This window comes from Pseudomonas sp. MWU13-2100 (genome assembly GCF_023242365.1).
Taxonomy (GTDB): Bacteria; Pseudomonadota; Gammaproteobacteria; order Pseudomonadales; family Pseudomonadaceae; genus Aquipseudomonas.
In genome coordinates this window covers 1-15,192 of the sequence record NZ_JALLIX010000058.1, presented here as the reverse complement: position 1 = coordinate 15,192, position 15,192 = coordinate 1, and the positions used below count along the sequence as shown (strand labels likewise).

The following is a 15,192-nucleotide window of genomic DNA, read 5'->3' as shown; positions in this document are numbered from 1 at the left end:
GCCGGCTCCCACAGTGGGCCGCGTGCATCATGTGCGTCACCAGCCCCTGTAGGAGCTGGCTTGCCAGCGAAGACCGCAAAGCGGTCGCCATACGCAGATGATGTGTGCTTATAAAAACAGATTCATGGAGCCTCGCCGATGAAATCCTTTGAAGTCAATTTTGACGGTCTTGTAGGCCCGACCCATAACTACGGCGGCCTGTCCTACGGCAACGTCGCTTCCCAGAGCAACAGCCAGCAGGCTTCCAACCCCAAGGAAGCGGCGCTGCAAGGCCTGGCGAAAATGAAAGCGTTGATGGACATGGGTTTTGTCCAGGGCGTGCTGGCACCGCAGGAGCGCCCGGATGTAGCCGCCCTGCGCAGCCTCGGTTTCACCGGCAGCGATGCGCAAGTGATCGAGCGCGCCGCGAAACAGGCGATGCCGCTGCTGGTTGCCAGTTGTTCGGCCTCGAGCATGTGGGTGGCCAACGCCGGTACCGTCAGCCCGAGTGCCGACACCGCCGACGGTCGCGTGCATTTCACCGCTGCCAACCTCAACTGCAAATATCACCGCAGCATCGAACACCCGACCACCAGTCGCGTGCTGGCGGCGATGTTCGCCGATTCGAAACACTTCGCCCATCACCCGGCGTTGCCCGCCGTGGCCCAGTTCGGCGACGAAGGCGCGGCCAACCACACGCGGTTCTGCCGAGAGTACGGCGAAGCCGGCGTCGAGTTCTTCGTCTTCGGCCGCAGTGCCTTCGACACCCGTTACCCGGCGCCGCAGAAATACCCGGCGCGCCAGACCCTCGAAGCCTCGCAGGCGGTCGCGCGGTTGCATGGCCTGAGCGATGACGGCGTGGTCTATGCTCAACAGAACCCGGCGGTGATCGACCAGGGCGTGTTCCACAACGACGTGATCGCGGTGGGTAACGGCGAGGTATTGTTCTACCACGAGGACGCTTTCCAGGGCACCGAGCAGATGCTCGCCGAGTTGCAGGGCAAGCTGGCCAAGCGTGGTGGCAACTTCCAGGCGATCTGCGTGCCGCGCTCGAAAGTGGCGGTGGAGGACGCCGTGCGTTCCTACCTGTTCAACAGTCAGCTGTTGAACCGTGCCGACGGTGGCATGCTGCTGATCGTGCCGGAAGAGTGCCGCGCAAACCCAAGGGTCTGGGCGTACTTGCAGGAACTGACCAGCGCCGCCGGCCCGGTTCGTGAGGTCAAGGTCTTCGACCTCAAGCAGAGCATGCAGAACGGCGGTGGCCCGGCGTGCCTGCGCTTGCGCGTGGCCTTGAAGGAAAACGAACTGGCGGCGGTCAATCCGGGGGTTATCATGACGGCGCCGTTGTATGGCACGCTGACCCAATGGGTCGACAAGCACTACCGCGACAGCCTGCGTGAAAGCGACCTGGCCGACCCGCAGTTGCTGCTTGAATGTCGCACGGCATTGGATGAACTGACGCAAATCCTTAAACTGGGCTCGGTTTACCCATTCCAGATCCATTGAAGGCCGCCGCTCTGTCTTGGAGCGCGGCGTTTTACTTCCAGACGAGAGCCTAAAACATGAGCGATACCCTGCAGCTGATCCTTGAAGATACCGACGGCACTCAACTGGAAACCTCCTGCACCCGCGTCGCGGTGATCTGGCAGGGCAAGGAATTGTGGATTCAGCACGACGGCCGTGGCCAACTGCTGATCGGGGTCGATGTCGAGGAAGGCGATGCCGAATACGCCAACCTGCTGCTGCGCCCGCTGGCGACCAACCTGGTCAGCCTGCAACTGGAGATGGAGCCGGCCGAGATCGGCGAGGACGATCATGTCCACGGCCCTGATTGCGATCACCATCACTGATTAAGGAATACCGCGCCATGCTCGCCCTCGGCAGACTGCTTGAACTGACCCTCGCCGGTCGTGAACCGGCGGAGAAGACTCAACTGACGGTCGACGGCGTGCGCATGCGCTGGCTGAGCGAGGGCGCACTTGAAGTGCGGCCTCCCGAGGCCCGGGACAACAGGCTCGACCTGCTGTTGTCCGCCGGTATCCACGGCAACGAAACAGCGCCGATCGAGTTGCTCGATCGCCTGTTGCACGACATTGCCCGGGGCGATCTCAAGCCCCGCGCGCGTATTCTGTTCCTGTTCGGCAACCCCGAGGCGATCCGTCGCGGCGAGCGTTTTGTCGAGCAGGACGTCAACCGGCTGTTCAATGGCCGGCATGAGTTGAGCAGTGGCAGCGAGGCCTTGCGCGCTTGCGAGCTGGAGCGCCTGGCGGCGAGTTTCTTCAGCCTGGCGGATCGCGAGCGCCTGCACTATGACCTGCACACTGCCATTCGCGGTTCGAAGATCGAACAGTTCGCCCTGTATCCGTACCAGGAAGGCCGGGCGCATTCGCGTCGCGAGCTGGCCCGCCTGCGCGCGGCCGGGATGACAGCGGTGCTGTTGCAGAACAAGCCATCCATCGTCTTCAGCAGCTACACCTACGACAAGCTGGGCGCCGAGTCCTTTACCCTGGAACTGGGCAAGGCCCGGCCGTTCGGGCAGAACGAAGGCGTGGATGTTTCGCGCCTGGAATTGCGCCTCAAGCAGATCATCGAGGGCCGCGAGCCGGCCACCGATGAAACGCTCGAGGGCTTGCAACTGTTCAGCGTGGCGCGGGAAGTCATCAAGCACAGTGACAGCTTCCTGATGCACTTGCCGGCGGACATCGAGAACTTCTCGGAACTGCCCAAAGGCTACTTGCTGGCCGAGGACCTGGCGAGCAGTCGCTGGGTCGTGGAAGAAGAGGGCGCACGGATCATTTTCCCCAATCCGAAGGTGAAAAACGGCTTGCGGGCGGGGATCCTGGTGGTGCCCTCCAGCGACGCGAGCCTGGTTTAACCCCGGCGATCAGTCGCCGCGGTATTGCTTGCGCGGCGGGATGCCGAACTCCTGGCGCAGGCCGTTTTCGCTGAAAGCCTCGGGATTGCTGTCCAGGGGCGGTGTCGCCGGGTCCCTGTCGAAATCGAAGGGCGGCGCGCTCACCCTTAGACCGACGGCCTGGAGTTCGGCGTTGGGAACCGGTTGGCGAACGTTGTCCGCGTCCACGCCGTCCGGACCATAGCCCGGAAAAATCGTCCCGGTCACGAAGTTATAGGCATGGCACAGCTCGTGGTAGAGATGCACGATGCTGGTGATTTCACCCTTGAGGAACGAGGGATCGTAGTACACCGTGCAACCCTTGATCGGAATGCCCTCCCGGCCGTTTTCGATAAAGGGGTGTTCGTCCTCGAACGGGTTGTCGGGCTGCGGGCGATTCGGGAAACACATGCCGTTCTCCTCCGCGGTCAGCTCCTTGACCAACACCGGGACACCGCTTTTTTTCCTGGCCTCGCCCAAGGCGTCGAGCAATTGCCGACCGTTGCCGGAGCCCAGCAGCAGCTTGAGGTCGTCCTTGACCCGCTCCTGGAACTCCGGTGTGCCATCCACCACCACGCCGCAACTGTCCAGGTCCCTGGCGGCGATGATGATACCAGGGGCTTCATGAATGCCGGATGGAACAGGTCCGTCGGCATAGGCATTGAACAGTCGGGTATTGGGCCCCAGGTGTTCGACGAGGTCCACGCCGGTGCCGGTGTAGACCGTATTGCGCTCGGGACCGGGGATGAGCAGGTCGTTGCCATCCGCCCCGCTGAGAACGTTATGGCCCTTGCCCCCCAACAGCACATCGTCATCCTCGCCACCGTCCATGAAGCAGGCGCCTTCACCTCCGATCAGGGTGTCATGGCCCTTGCCGCCGTAGACGGTCATGGCGCCGCTGCCCTGGGCGCTGACGAGGTCGTCACCGTCTCCGGCTTCGATATAGCTGGCGCCGGAGCGTGTGAAGACCTGGTCGTTGCCGGGGCCGGCGTTGACCTTGGTGAAGCCGCCACCGCTGAAGATCCGATCATCTCCCGTCCCCGCATCGATGAATACCGTGATCTTCACCTGATCGTCGATCCGGATGCTGTCGTGGCCGCCCTCTGTGCGCAATACGATGACTTGCCCGGCCGAGGCCATCTTCAGGTGATAGCGCTGGTCATTGATATCGAGGATCGGATGATCGGTGAGGTACAGGTGCAGGTGGTCGGAGCGGTCGCGGGTGGTGAAGACCAGATGGTCGGTCGGGCCTCGGTATTCGGGGGGCGCCTCGAGTTTCTTGCGTTCCACCATGGCCATGTCGTCCATGTGCAGAATGTGGTTGCGCATGACCCGCTGGTCGTCCGGATACTGATCCAGTGGGGTTGTGGCGGGTTGGGCGGTTTCGTGGTTACCGTCGATCCAGTGCTCGTTACCGAGCAGGACAGGGCTGTCCTGGTGCAGTCTGGAAAAATCGTTCATGCCGAGGTGTCTCCGCAGGCGGTGGGTTTCGAAAGCCCCGAAAGGGCAAAATGTCGAATCCACTTAAGCGCATCGGCGCCGCCGGGAGAGAGTAGATAGTTATGCGCGCAGGAATGACCTGCCGACTCGGGTCGGCAGGTCAAAGGGGCTCAGACCGCGACTTTCTGCGGTACGGGGCGCGGCAGGGCGCGCAGTTTGCTCAGGGTGTCGGCGCAGGTTTTCGCCGCTTCCTGGCCCTTGTGCACGAAGTGATCGAAGAAGAACTTCTGGTGTTCTTCACCGGCATGGAAGTGGTGCGGGGTCAGCACCACCGAAAAGACCGGCACTTCGGTGTCCAGTTGGACCTGCATCAGCCCGTCGATCACCGCGGTGGCGACGAAATCGTGACGATAGATCCCGCCGTCGACCACCAGGCCCGCGGCGACCACGCCGGCATAACGCCCGGACTTGGCCAGCAGCTTGGCATGCAGGGGGATTTCGAACGCGCCGCCGACTTCGAAGAAGTCGATATCACTTTCCTGATAGCCCAGCTTGGCGATTTCCGAGACAAAGCCGTGGCGTGCCTGATCGACAATATCCTTGTGCCAGCAGGCCTGGATAAAGGCGATACGTTGGTTGTGATGAAGGGTGGTGGGTTGCATCTGTTCTGACTCCTGTTTGTGTGAAAAACAGGGCGATATGAATCGAATGGGATTCAAGGGTACGTTCAGCTTCGCTGTGGGAGGCTCATCGGCACACACAGATCCGGCGCACGGCCCTTGGGTCTCAATCCCGTTCTCTCTTCATCCGGACTATGACCGTCGGCCCCGGGATCACACCGGGTCTGCTGACCTTGTCGAGCCACAGCCGGGGCCGTGGGAATCGTCAAGCGCTCGCGGGCTGGACGCATTGCGCGTCATTACCGCCGGTGGGGAATTGCACCCCGCCCTGAGAACGTTGCCGTCAGACTTTCTGGCGGCGCCCAGTTTTTAACATATATTTTCAGGGCGCGCATGTCGTCGTTTCGATAATGACTATCGAATTTCTTCAGTGAACGGCGGCTCGACCCGTCGTCGAACCCGCTGGAACGACCTGGGGTATAGGGACGCCAGGCGTACGCAAATTGAACAAGTTGTTGCGGTATTGGCCGAATTTGGCCGTGAATGAGGCTGCAGGCCGTCCAATTGACGGTTTCTATCGTATAAACACACTGTACCCAAGGCGCAGGGCCGATATAATGCGGCCCTTTGCAAGTCGCAAACCCTTTTGGATGTGATGCACTTGCGTTTGGCCGCAGACTCCGTGGAAGAACCTATGAAAAGCGCAGAAATCCGTGAAGCCTTCCTTCGCTTCTTCGAACAGCAAGGCCACACCCGTGTTGCCTCCAGCTCTTTGATTCCGGGCAACGACCCGACCCTGCTGTTCACCAACGCGGGGATGAACCAGTTCAAGGACTGCTTCCTGGGCCAGGAAAAGCGCGCCTATACCCGCGCGGTCAGCAGTCAGAAATGCGTGCGCGCCGGCGGCAAGCACAACGACCTGGAAAACGTCGGTTATACCGCTCGTCACCACACCTTTTTTGAAATGCTCGGCAACTTCAGCTTTGGCGACTATTTCAAGCGTGATGCGATCACCTTCGCCTGGACCTTCCTGACTTCCGACAAGTGGCTGAACCTGCCGAAGGAAAAACTCTGGGTCACGGTCTACGCCAGCGACGACGAAGCCTACGACATCTGGACCAAGCAAGTCGGCGTACCGGCCGAGCGCATGGTCCGTATCGGCGACAACAAGGGCGCGCCTTATGCGTCCGACAACTTCTGGACCATGGGCGATACCGGCCCGTGCGGTCCGTGCACCGAGATTTTCTACGATCACGGCGCCGATATCTGGGGCGGCCCACCCGGCTCGCCGGAAGAAGACGGTGACCGCTACATCGAAATCTGGAACAACGTGTTCATGCAGTTCAACCGCACCGCCGACGGTGTGTTGCACCCGCTGCCGGCGCCGTCGGTGGACACCGGCATGGGCCTGGAGCGGATCAGTGCGGTGTTGCAGCACGTTCACTCCAACTATGAAATCGACCTGTTCCAGAGCCTGCTGAGCGCTTCGGCCCAGGCCATCGGTTGCAGCAACGACAACCAGGCGTCCCTGAAAGTCGTGGCCGACCATATTCGCTCCTGCGGCTTCCTGATTGCCGACGGCGTGCTGCCGTCAAACGAAGGCCGTGGCTACGTGCTGCGTCGGATCATTCGCCGGGCTTGTCGGCATGGCAACAAGTTGGGCGCCAAGGGCAGCTTCTTCTACCAGATCGTTGCCGCCCTGGTCGCCGAGATGGGCGAGGCCTTCCCCGAGCTGAAATCCCAGCAGGCGCATATCGAGCGCGTGCTCAAGGCTGAAGAAGAGCAGTTCGCCAAGACCCTGGAGCAAGGCCTGAAGATCCTCGAGCAGGACCTGGCCGAACTCAAGGGTTCGGTCGTCCCCGGCGACGTGGTGTTCAAGCTGTATGACACCTACGGTTTCCCGATGGACCTGACCGGCGACATCGCTCGTGAACGCAACCTGACCCTCGACGAGGCCGGTTTCGAGCGCGAGATGGACGCCCAGCGGGTGCGTGCACGTTCGGCTAGCTCCTTCGGCATGGACTACAACAGCCTGGTCAAGGTCGACGTCGCTACCGAGTTCACCGGCTACAATGCCACTAGCGGTTCGGCGAAAGTCGTGGCGCTGTATAAAGAAGGGCAGTCGGTCGACGTCTTGAGTGAAGGCGAAGAGGGCGTTGTCGTCCTGGACCGGACGCCGTTCTACGCGGAGTCCGGCGGCCAGATCGGCGATTGCGGTTATCTCAAGGCGGCTGCCGGGCGCTTCGATGTGCGCGATACCACCAAGACCGGCGGCGCGTTCCTGCACCACGGTGTCCTGGCACAAGGCAGCTTGTTGATCGGTGCCCAGGTTGAAACCCAGGTCGCCGCCGACGTGCGCCACGCCACATCGCTGAACCACTCGGCCACGCACCTGCTGCACGCCGCGTTGCGCCAGGTATTGGGCGAGCATGTCCAGCAGAAGGGCTCGTTGGTCGACAGTCAGCGTCTGCGCTTCGACTTCAGCCACTTCGAAGCGATCAAACCTGAGCAGCTCAAGGCCCTGGAAGACATCGTCAACGCCGAGATCCGCAAGAACTCGGCGGTGGAAACCGAAGAAACCGATATCGACAGCGCCAAGAAGAAGGGCGCCATGGCGCTGTTCGGCGAGAAGTACGGTGACAGCGTTCGGGTACTGAGCATGGGCGGCGATTTCTCCGTTGAGCTGTGTGGCGGTATCCACGCCAACCGCACCGGCGATATCGGCCTGCTGAAAATCATCAGCGAAGGCGGCGTCGCCTCGGGCGTACGACGCATCGAAGCGGTCACGGGGGCTGCGGCACTGGCTTACCTGAACGCCGCGGAAGAGCAACTCAAGGAAGCCGCGAACCTGATCAAGGGCAGTCGCGACAACCTGATCGACAAGCTGTCGGCGGTGCTGGAACGCAACCGCCTGCTGGAAAAACAGCTGGAGCAATTGCAGGCCAAGGCCGCCAGCGCGGCGGGCGATGACCTGTCGGCTTCGGCCCTGGACGTCAAGGGCGTCAAGGTCCTGGCCGCGCGCCTGGACGGGCAGGATGGCAAGGCGCTGTTGGCGCTGGTTGATCAACTGAAAAACAAACTCGGTCGCGCAGTGATCCTGCTCGGCAGTGTCCATGAGGAAAAGGTCGTTCTGGTCGCAGGCGTGACCAAGGACCTGACTGGCCAACTCAAAGCCGGTGATCTGATGAAGCAAGCCGCTGCGGCAGTGGGCGGGAAGGGCGGCGGTCGTCCGGACATGGCGCAAGGCGGCGGTATCGACGCTGCGCAACTGGATGCCGCACTGGCCCTGACCGTGCCGTTTGTCGAACAGGGCGTTTAAGGCCGCGACGGGTGCCTGCTGTCTAGTGGCAGGCACCGCAGCTGTGAAGTTGAATGATTAATGGGCGCCCCTTTACGGGCTGAGGCGGCTTAGAAATGGCTTTGATCGTACAGAAATTCGGAGGTACCTCGGTCGGCTCCGTCGAGAGAATCGAGCAGGTAGCCGACAAGGTTAAGAAGTTCCGTGAGGCCGGTGATGACCTGGTGGTTGTACTGTCCGCGATGAGCGGCGAGACCAACCGTCTGATCGAGCTGGCCAAGCAGATCAGTGGTGATCAGCAGCCGGTTCCCCGTGAACTGGATGTGATCGTTTCCACCGGCGAGCAGGTGACCATCGCCTTGCTGGCCATGGCGCTGATCAAGCGCGGTGTGCCGGCGGTCTCGTACACCGGCAACCAGGTGCGGATCCTGACCGATAGCGCGCACAATAAGGCGCGCATCCTGCAGATCGACGATCAGAAGATTCGTGGCGATCTGAAGGCCGGTCGCGTGGTGGTGGTCGCCGGTTTCCAGGGCGTCGACGAGCACGGCAATATCACCACCCTCGGGCGTGGCGGTTCCGACACCACGGGCGTGGCGCTGGCGGCGGCCTTGAAGGCTGACGAATGCCAGATCTACACCGACGTCGATGGCGTCTACACCACCGATCCGCGTGTCGTGGCCCAGGCTCAGCGCCTGGACAAGATCACCTTCGAAGAGATGCTGGAAATGGCCAGCCTCGGTTCCAAGGTGTTGCAGATCCGCGCGGTCGAGTTCGCCGGCAAGTACAACGTTCCGCTGCGCGTCCTGCACAGCTTCAAAGAGGGTCCGGGTACCCTCATTACTATTGATGAAGAGGAATCCATGGAACAGCCGATCATTTCCGGCATCGCCTTCAACCGCGATGAAGCCAAGCTGACCATCCGTGGCGTGCCAGACACCCCCGGCGTGGCCTTCAAGATTCTCGGCCCGATCAGTGCCGCGAACATCGAAGTCGACATGATCGTGCAGAACGTTGCGCACGATAACACCACCGACTTCACCTTCACCGTGCACCGCAACGACTACCAGGCTGCGCAAACCGTCCTGGAAAACACCGCGCGTGAGATCGGGGCCCGCGAAGTGGTCGGCGACACCAAGATCGCCAAGGTGTCGATCGTCGGTGTCGGCATGCGTTCCCACGCTGGCGTGGCCAGCCGCATGTTCGAGGCCCTGGCCAAGGAAAGCATCAATATCCAGATGATCTCGACCTCGGAGATCAAAGTCTCCGTGGTGATCGAAGAGAAGTACCTGGAGCTGGCAGTACGGGCGCTGCACACGGCCTTCGAACTCGACGCACCGGCCCGACAGGGCGAGTAACGCGTAGTCCCCAAGGGCGCGGTTGAACCGCGCCCTTTGTTTTTCTTGATAGGCATGGGTGAGAGCTGTTCTTTTGCCTGGGCTGGTCAATACTTGGGGGTGTAGGGCAATGGCTATATAGCCTGTAAGCCGAAGCCCTTTTTGCAGACTGTTGTCCCTGAACTGAAGTGCGTGTAGGAGAAAGGTATGCTGATTCTGACTCGTCGGTGCGCAGAGAGCCTGATCATCGGTGACGGTGAAATCACTGTGACCGTGCTTGGCGTCAAAGGAAATCAAGTACGAATTGGGGTCAATGCCCCCAAGGAAGTGGCCGTACACCGTGAGGAAATCTACCTGCGGATCAAGAAAGAGAAGGACGAAGAACCAAGCCATTAATTTTATTTGATTTTTTGCTTTGCAAACGGGGAAAAGGTTGGTTATTATACGCCCCGTGTTGCGGAGAGGTGGCCGAGTGGCCGAAGGCGCTCCCCTGCTAAGGGAGTACACCTCAAAAGGGTGTCGGGGGTTCGAATCCCCCCTTCTCCGCCATTATTTGTTTAGTACGTGTGGATCTGGCTTCTTCGGTAAGTTGTTGAAATTACTAGAAAAAAGCGCTTTACAAAAAGATTTCACGGCCTATAATGCGCGGCATCAAATGCACTCGTAGCTCAGCTGGATAGAGTACTCGGCTACGAACCGAGCGGTCACAGGTTCGAATCCTGTCGAGTGCACCATTTAAGCGTTGTTGGTAGTGATACGAACAACGTGGCTTCAACCAGTTGTGACCTGGTCTAAAAACACAAATTGCACTCGTAGCTCAGCTGGATAGAGTACTCGGCTACGAACCGAGCGGTCACAGGTTCGAATCCTGTCGAGTGCACCATACACCAAGAAGCCCGCACTGGTTGCGGGCTTTTTGCTGTCTGGCGTTTGAGCCTGTTACGCCAGCTAGCCTTTGACACATCCTTTCTCATCCAGCATCACCAGACTGCTACGGCCTTTTTTCAGGTGGTAGTGGTAGCGCGTTGTGGTGTTTGTCGTACTGATCCTATCCGGCCTGCCCAGGGCGCTTTCCACTTCCAGGCGACTCATGCCAGGACGAACCTGCTGGTTGATGATTGCCCGACGTTTTTCCTGCGCGCTCAACCGATTGGCGCAGCCGTCATCGTGCTCGCCGACTATGACCAGCGGCTGTGGGGTGGGCGGCGCGGCTGAGGTCGGCGTTTTCGTGCGCGGGGTGGGTGTCGGCCGGTTTCCAGGTCCTGGGTTGTGCGCCCGCAGAGGTTGCAGTGTCTCGGCTGGCGCGCAGCTCAGTGTGGTGAAGGTGATGTGGCCGCTTTCGCTTTCACAGCGATGGATGATGGCGGCGCCGGCGGGGTAGGGCAGGCAGAGTGCGAGCAGTAGTGAGAGGTGGCTTCTGGGCAGCATCGGACGTCCTCCTTGACGGTCATTCACTCAGCCTAGCGGTGGGCTTTCGGCGGTGTCGTGTGTTTTCTTTTCAGGATGAGTCGTCGTAGGGGGGAAGGCCGCAGCAAAGCGCTCGGCTGGGTATTGCAAGCGCTTGTTCTTGCCAAGATTTCTGGTCTTGAAGAGATGGGGGCAGTGTATGATTACGCCCGTCAGCCCCGCCGGGGTTTTTGGAATATTTCCATGGACTTACCCAGTAGTTACTTAATTTTTTGCTTTGCCAATCACGAATTGACTGATTGATCCTTCCGGCGTGCTCCGCTGCTGGGAGTGGAGTTCGCCTATGACCGAAGTTGAAGTAAAGAAAAGCCAGGACAGCCTGCAGGATCGTCTTGCCCAGGTCGTCGACCTGCTGCAGCGCCAGCGGGTGGTCGAAGACCTGACGCATCGTCAGGAAGGCCCTCATCACGACCGGGTGGAACACCTGGTCCACCGGCAGAATCTCGTTGAGTTGCAGCGCAAGCTCGATGACCTGCACTCGGCCGACGTCGCTTATATTCTCGAAGCCTTGCCACTGAACGATCGCCTGACCGTCTGGCAGTTGGTCAAGGCCGAGCGTGACGGCGATATCCTGCTCGAGGTGTCCGACTCCGTGCGTGAAACCCTGATCGCCGATATGGATGATCAGGAGCTCCTGGCGGCCGCCAAGGAAATGGATGCCGACGAACTCGCTGACTTGGCTCCCGAGCTGCCGCGAGACGTTGTCCATGAGCTGATGGAAACCCTCGATGGCCAGCAGCGTGAGCGCGTTCGCTCGGCGTTGTCCTATGACGAGGACCAGGTCGGCGCGCTGATGGACTTCGAGATGGTCACCATCCGTGAAGATGTCAGCCTGGAAGTGGTCTTGCGCTATCTGCGTCGACTCAAGGAGTTGCCGGGCCATACCGACAAACTCTTCGTGGTTGATTACGACGGCGTGCTCAAGGGCGTGCTGCCGATCAAGCGCCTGCTGGTCAACGATCCCGAGAAGCGGGTGGGCGATGTCATGGCCGGCGATCCGGTGACCTTTCATCCGGATGAAGACGCCTACGACGCGGCCCAGGCCTTCGAGCGTTATGACCTGATTTCCGCGCCGGTGGTGGACAAGAACGGCAAGCTGATCGGTCGCCTGACCATCGACGAAATGGTCGACCTGATTCGTGAGGAAAGCGAAAGCGAAGTTCTCAACATGGCCGGCCTGCGCGAAGAAGAGGATATCTTCGCCTCGGTCTGGAAGTCCCTGCGCAACCGCTGGGCGTGGCTGGCAATCAACCTGATCACGGCCTTTGTCGCTTCGCGGGTGATCGGTCTGTTCGAGGGGTCCATCGAGAAGCTGGTGGCCCTGGCCGCGTTGATGCCGATCGTGGCCGGCATCGGCGGCAACTCGGGCAACCAGACCATCACCATGATCGTACGCGCCATGGCGCTCGACCAGGTCAGCACCGGCAATACCTCGCGGCTGATGCGCAAGGAGCTGGCGGTGGGTTTGATCAATGGCCTGGTGTGGGGCGGGGTGATCGGGGTGGTCGCCTACCTGCTGTACGGCAGTTGGTCGCTGGGTGTGGTGATGACCGCGGCCATGACCCTCAATCTCTTGCTGGCGGCCTTGATGGGCGTATTGATCCCTATGACCCTGGTGCGCCTGGGGCGCGACCCGGCAATGGGCGCCAGTGTGATGATCACTGCCATGACCGACAGCGGCGGCTTTTTCATCTTCCTTGGGTTGGCGACCATCTTCCTGCTCTAGGCGCTCGACACTGACTTCTTACGGCAAGCCGCTCACCTTTGACGCTGGCTTGCCTGCGATGCTCATCTCCTACCCCTGGATTGCCCTTGCGGTCGTTATCGCCGGCAAGCCAGCTCCCACAATATCCGTAGCAAGTCGGGATTTTGTCCGCAGCCAGTTCGATTCTCTTACCCAAATCCCAGGCAAAAAAAAGCCAGCACGCCGCTGGCTTGAACTTTCAGGGATGAATCAGCTGGCGTCCGCCATTTCGGCGTCATGGGCGATCAGCGACACGAGTGCATTCTGCTGGCGATGGGAAAGCTGGCGGAAACGCTGGAGCAATTCACGCTCATGCAGGGAGAGCTCCGGGCTGTCCAGCCGCATGCTCAGCTCGTCGCCCAGTGCGCCTTCTTGAATAAGGCTCTGCTCCAGGCGTGCAATGATTTCGGAATTCATGCTGCGGTGATGGTTACGAGCCACCTCGGCGATGCGTTCACGCATTCCATCGGGCAGACGCACGACGAACTTGTCAGCCGTACGGCTGGAATAAATTGCCTGTTTCAATGGGCGCATAGTTTTAAACCGGTTAGTTCAGGGGAGCGGTTCTCGGAATTGGCCGCAGGATGTCAGTAGGACAGCATGCTTGGCCAAATGTTCAACCTGAATTGAAATGAGGCCCGCATCATGCCTCAAATTTGCCAGATCCTTGGCGTCAATTCTGTGACAAATATTGAACTGGGCAAGGGCAATATGCCAGCACCAATTATCAGAAATGCGCACTGGTTTGAAAGTTTCATCCAGTCGCGCCCTGCTGATCGGCCATCCCGGGCCTGTCAGGAAGCGCCTGGCCAGCGCGACGCGGATTTTACCCGTTGGCCTGGCCTTTTGCTTCTAATGTTAAGCGTAGTGGCAATTTGCTGGTTTTCTAGTCTTCGGAGGTGCGCAAGATCGGATCGAAGCGGATTTTCCGACCAGCGAACAAGGCCAGGATGAAAAAGCCGCCAAACAGGCAGCTTGCGACGACCAGCGGTAGGGTGAAAGCGTCGGCCGGAGCCATCCACAGGGCAATGTTGGCGAGCAGGGTCAGGATCAGGAAGGTGATGGCGTATCTGGACATGGGAGTTCCTTGGTGAAATGGGCTCAGAACGTCAGTCGGACCGTTTTGTCGAAGGCGACGGTTGCCTAGCGCGGTTTGTCCAGGGTGCTGCTGTGGGTCAGGTGATCAGTCATGACTGCCCTCTGGGCGGCCTGTCTCGGGCCGGAATGGGCGTAGGGCAGGGGCTCTGTCTCCGGTTGAAAATGGAAAGCGGTCAGGGCGATCAATACCAGTGCATTCGATGCCAAAAGAATGGGGGTATTCATCGAAAGGCTCTCCATGGCGGATGCTGAATCAGGCGGTTTCCGTGGAGAGACTCAGAGCAGGCTGCATGCCAAGCTTTTTGTCAGAAAAAATGCTTTTAGAACAATGGCTTGTATTTTGTTTCTGGCGTGTGGGTCAAGCACCTTGCAATGACGGCATTTTGTAATAATGCAAAATGCCCGATGAATCGTCTGAAGGCTGTTGCCTGTTGCGCCTGGTGCTTGCTCAACACGGGGCGGCCCGCGCTCGTGGTAGGCGGACTACGGTTAAAAAGCCTAGGGACGACATGACAAACGCCGGCATGCCCGTTAACATGCACGCCGTCCTTCGCGCCGCCTGTCTTGGTGGTCGACCGTTGTCTCAGTAGCTCAATTGGATAGAGCATCCCCCTCCTAAGGGGAAGGTTGGCAGTTCGAACCTGCCCTGGGACACCATATATCTGTTGTTTCCTTTGTTCCCCTCTATCGCATCGGCTCTGATACTGCCCATCAGTGCTTTGTGTATTTCGAATCCTGCTTTCCGGTGCTCCTTTGGGAGAGACCGATTCTGCCGGGGTTGGTCAGGGGCGTGCTCGTCTATATATAGAGGGTGTGAGTTCCCGTCTTGTGGCCAAGAGGCTTCTCTCCGTCTGTAAATGAATGCGATTACTTAATCTTGGGGGTAAACACGATCCCTTGTGTGTGTGGGCTGGCTTGTCGGCGATGGTGTTCTTGAGGGCGCTAAAAGCTTCGCGGGCAAGCTCCGCTCCCACAGTGTTCGGGACTGACCGGGAGTTTGCGGTGTGACTCGGCCCTGTAGGAGCTGGCTTGCCGGCGATGGCGTTCTTGAGGGTGCTAAAAGCTTCGCGGGCAAGCTCCGCTCCCACAGTGTTCGGGACTGACCGGGAGTTTGCGGTGTGACTCGGCCCTGTAGGAGCTGGCTTGCCGGCGATGGTGTTCTTGAGGGCGCTAAAAGCTTCGCGGGCAAGCTCCGCTCCCACAGTGTTCGGGGCTGATCCGGAGTTTGCGGTGTGACGCGGTCCCTGTGGGAGCGGAGCTTGTCGGATCGCCGCACCGCCGCGAAGAGGCCCTCAAAGCCGCCGCAACCCTCGTTG

General features: G+C 60.0%; 13 protein-coding genes, 4 tRNA genes and 1 riboswitch. Of the genes, 11 read left to right on the top strand and 6 right to left on the bottom strand.

From position 1 onward, the window contains the following. Window positions 1-138: 138 nt before the first annotated feature. From astB to astE, 3 genes are read left to right on the top strand one after another with little or no spacing between them, the layout of a single operon-like run. Window positions 139-1,485, top strand: coding sequence for an N-succinylarginine dihydrolase (astB, locus tag M5B99_RS27235; protein ID WP_248806952.1), 1,347 nt, complete (start codon window positions 139-141; stop codon window positions 1,483-1,485). A gap of 56 nt (window positions 1,486-1,541) precedes the next feature. After that, window positions 1,542-1,829, top strand: a complete 288-nt coding sequence (locus tag M5B99_RS27230) for a topoisomerase II (protein ID WP_103496542.1) — start codon at window positions 1,542-1,544, stop codon at window positions 1,827-1,829. A 17-nt stretch (window positions 1,830-1,846) separates the two neighbouring features. Continuing rightward, window positions 1,847-2,854 (top strand): succinylglutamate desuccinylase, encoded by a 1,008-nt coding sequence (astE, locus tag M5B99_RS27225; protein WP_248806951.1) that lies wholly within the window; start codon window positions 1,847-1,849, stop codon window positions 2,852-2,854. Window positions 2,855-2,863: 9 nt separating this feature from the next. Here the strand turns inward: astE and M5B99_RS27220 are convergent, their stop codons facing one another. Beyond that, window positions 2,864-4,333 (bottom strand): M91 family zinc metallopeptidase, encoded by a 1,470-nt coding sequence (locus tag M5B99_RS27220; RefSeq protein ID WP_248806950.1) that lies wholly within the window; start codon window positions 4,331-4,333, stop codon window positions 2,864-2,866. 149 nt (window positions 4,334-4,482) lie between these two features. After that, window positions 4,483-4,974: a 6,7-dimethyl-8-ribityllumazine synthase gene (locus M5B99_RS27215; protein WP_248806949.1), complete on the bottom strand. Its 492-nt coding sequence runs from the start codon at window positions 4,972-4,974 to the stop codon at window positions 4,483-4,485. A 128-nt stretch (window positions 4,975-5,102) separates the two neighbouring features. Further along, window positions 5,103-5,272: riboswitch (FMN riboswitch) on the bottom strand. A gap of 354 nt (window positions 5,273-5,626) precedes the next feature. Here M5B99_RS27215 and alaS point away from each other — a divergent pair. The 6 genes from alaS to M5B99_RS27185 all read left to right on the top strand — a co-directional run bounded on the left by alaS (window position 5,627) and on the right by M5B99_RS27185 (window position 10,450). After that, window positions 5,627-8,251 (top strand): alanine--tRNA ligase, encoded by a 2,625-nt coding sequence (alaS, locus tag M5B99_RS27210; protein WP_248806948.1) that lies wholly within the window; start codon window positions 5,627-5,629, stop codon window positions 8,249-8,251. A gap of 95 nt (window positions 8,252-8,346) precedes the next feature. Further along, window positions 8,347-9,588: an aspartate kinase gene (locus M5B99_RS27205; protein ID WP_100944734.1), complete on the top strand. Its 1,242-nt coding sequence runs from the start codon at window positions 8,347-8,349 to the stop codon at window positions 9,586-9,588. 186 nt (window positions 9,589-9,774) lie between these two features. After that, the gene (csrA, locus tag M5B99_RS27200; protein WP_002554426.1) at window positions 9,775-9,963 is read left to right on the top strand and encodes a carbon storage regulator CsrA; all 189 of its coding nucleotides are present in this window, start codon (window positions 9,775-9,777) and stop codon (window positions 9,961-9,963) included. Window positions 9,964-10,025: 62 nt separating this feature from the next. Beyond that, a tRNA-Ser gene (locus M5B99_RS27195) sits at window positions 10,026-10,116 on the top strand. Between the two features lie 108 nt (window positions 10,117-10,224). Next, window positions 10,225-10,301: transfer RNA gene (locus M5B99_RS27190), tRNA-Arg, on the top strand. Window positions 10,302-10,373: 72 nt separating this feature from the next. After that, window positions 10,374-10,450 (top strand) — tRNA-Arg (locus M5B99_RS27185). Window positions 10,451-10,515: 65 nt separating this feature from the next. On the opposite strand, the gene bamE is transcribed toward M5B99_RS27185, so the two are convergent. Further along, window positions 10,516-10,995 (bottom strand): outer membrane protein assembly factor BamE, encoded by a 480-nt coding sequence (bamE, locus tag M5B99_RS27180; RefSeq protein WP_248806947.1) that lies wholly within the window; start codon window positions 10,993-10,995, stop codon window positions 10,516-10,518. 322 nt (window positions 10,996-11,317) lie between these two features. On the opposite strand from bamE, the gene mgtE reads away from it, so the two are divergent. Then, a complete protein-coding gene (gene mgtE, locus M5B99_RS27175) occupies window positions 11,318-12,760 on the top strand; it encodes a magnesium transporter (protein WP_248806946.1) in 1,443 nt (480 codons plus the stop codon). 228 nt (window positions 12,761-12,988) lie between these two features. Here mgtE and M5B99_RS27170 read toward each other — a convergent pair whose 3' ends face one another. The 3 genes from M5B99_RS27170 to M5B99_RS27160 form a co-directional block, all read right to left on the bottom strand. After that, entirely contained in the window at window positions 12,989-13,312 is a 324-nt protein-coding gene (locus M5B99_RS27170; protein ID WP_103497682.1) for an Arc family DNA-binding protein, read from the bottom strand. A 352-nt stretch (window positions 13,313-13,664) separates the two neighbouring features. Next, complete coding sequence (locus M5B99_RS27165; protein ID WP_248806945.1) at window positions 13,665-13,856, bottom strand: PA3371 family protein; 192 nt, start codon at window positions 13,854-13,856, stop codon at window positions 13,665-13,667. 65 nt (window positions 13,857-13,921) lie between these two features. Next, window positions 13,922-14,101 carry a hypothetical protein gene (locus tag M5B99_RS27160; protein WP_248806944.1) on the bottom strand — a complete coding sequence of 60 codons (180 nt, stop codon included), beginning with the start codon at window positions 14,099-14,101 and terminating at the stop codon, window positions 13,922-13,924. A 355-nt stretch (window positions 14,102-14,456) separates the two neighbouring features. On the opposite strand from M5B99_RS27160, the gene M5B99_RS27155 reads away from it, so the two are divergent. Then, window positions 14,457-14,533: transfer RNA gene (locus M5B99_RS27155), tRNA-Arg, on the top strand. Window positions 14,534-15,192: the final 659 nt, after the last annotated feature.

What these genes read in the sequence shown, in the direction of transcription:
- astB (WP_248806952.1), top strand. Translation starts at nt 139, where the DNA reads ATGAAATCCTTTGAAGTCAATTTTGACGGTCTTGTAGGCCCGACCCAT.
- M5B99_RS27230 (WP_103496542.1), top strand. Translation starts at nt 1,542, where the DNA reads ATGAGCGATACCCTGCAGCTGATCCTTGAAGATACCGACGGCACTCAA.
- astE (WP_248806951.1), top strand. Translation starts at nt 1,847, where the DNA reads ATGCTCGCCCTCGGCAGACTGCTTGAACTGACCCTCGCCGGTCGTGAA.
- M5B99_RS27220 (WP_248806950.1), bottom strand. Translation starts at nt 4,333, where the DNA reads ATGAACGATTTTTCCAGACTGCACCAGGACAGCCCTGTCCTGCTCGGT.
- M5B99_RS27215 (WP_248806949.1), bottom strand. Translation starts at nt 4,974, where the DNA reads ATGCAACCCACCACCCTTCATCACAACCAACGTATCGCCTTTATCCAG.
- alaS (WP_248806948.1), top strand. Translation starts at nt 5,627, where the DNA reads ATGAAAAGCGCAGAAATCCGTGAAGCCTTCCTTCGCTTCTTCGAACAG.
- M5B99_RS27205 (WP_100944734.1), top strand. Translation starts at nt 8,347, where the DNA reads ATGGCTTTGATCGTACAGAAATTCGGAGGTACCTCGGTCGGCTCCGTC.
- csrA (WP_002554426.1), top strand. Translation starts at nt 9,775, where the DNA reads ATGCTGATTCTGACTCGTCGGTGCGCAGAGAGCCTGATCATCGGTGAC.
- bamE (WP_248806947.1), bottom strand. Translation starts at nt 10,995, where the DNA reads ATGCTGCCCAGAAGCCACCTCTCACTACTGCTCGCACTCTGCCTGCCC.
- mgtE (WP_248806946.1), top strand. Translation starts at nt 11,318, where the DNA reads ATGACCGAAGTTGAAGTAAAGAAAAGCCAGGACAGCCTGCAGGATCGT.
- M5B99_RS27170 (WP_103497682.1), bottom strand. Translation starts at nt 13,312, where the DNA reads ATGCGCCCATTGAAACAGGCAATTTATTCCAGCCGTACGGCTGACAAG.
- M5B99_RS27165 (WP_248806945.1), bottom strand. Translation starts at nt 13,856, where the DNA reads ATGTCCAGATACGCCATCACCTTCCTGATCCTGACCCTGCTCGCCAAC.
- M5B99_RS27160 (WP_248806944.1), bottom strand. Translation starts at nt 14,101, where the DNA reads ATGAATACCCCCATTCTTTTGGCATCGAATGCACTGGTATTGATCGCC.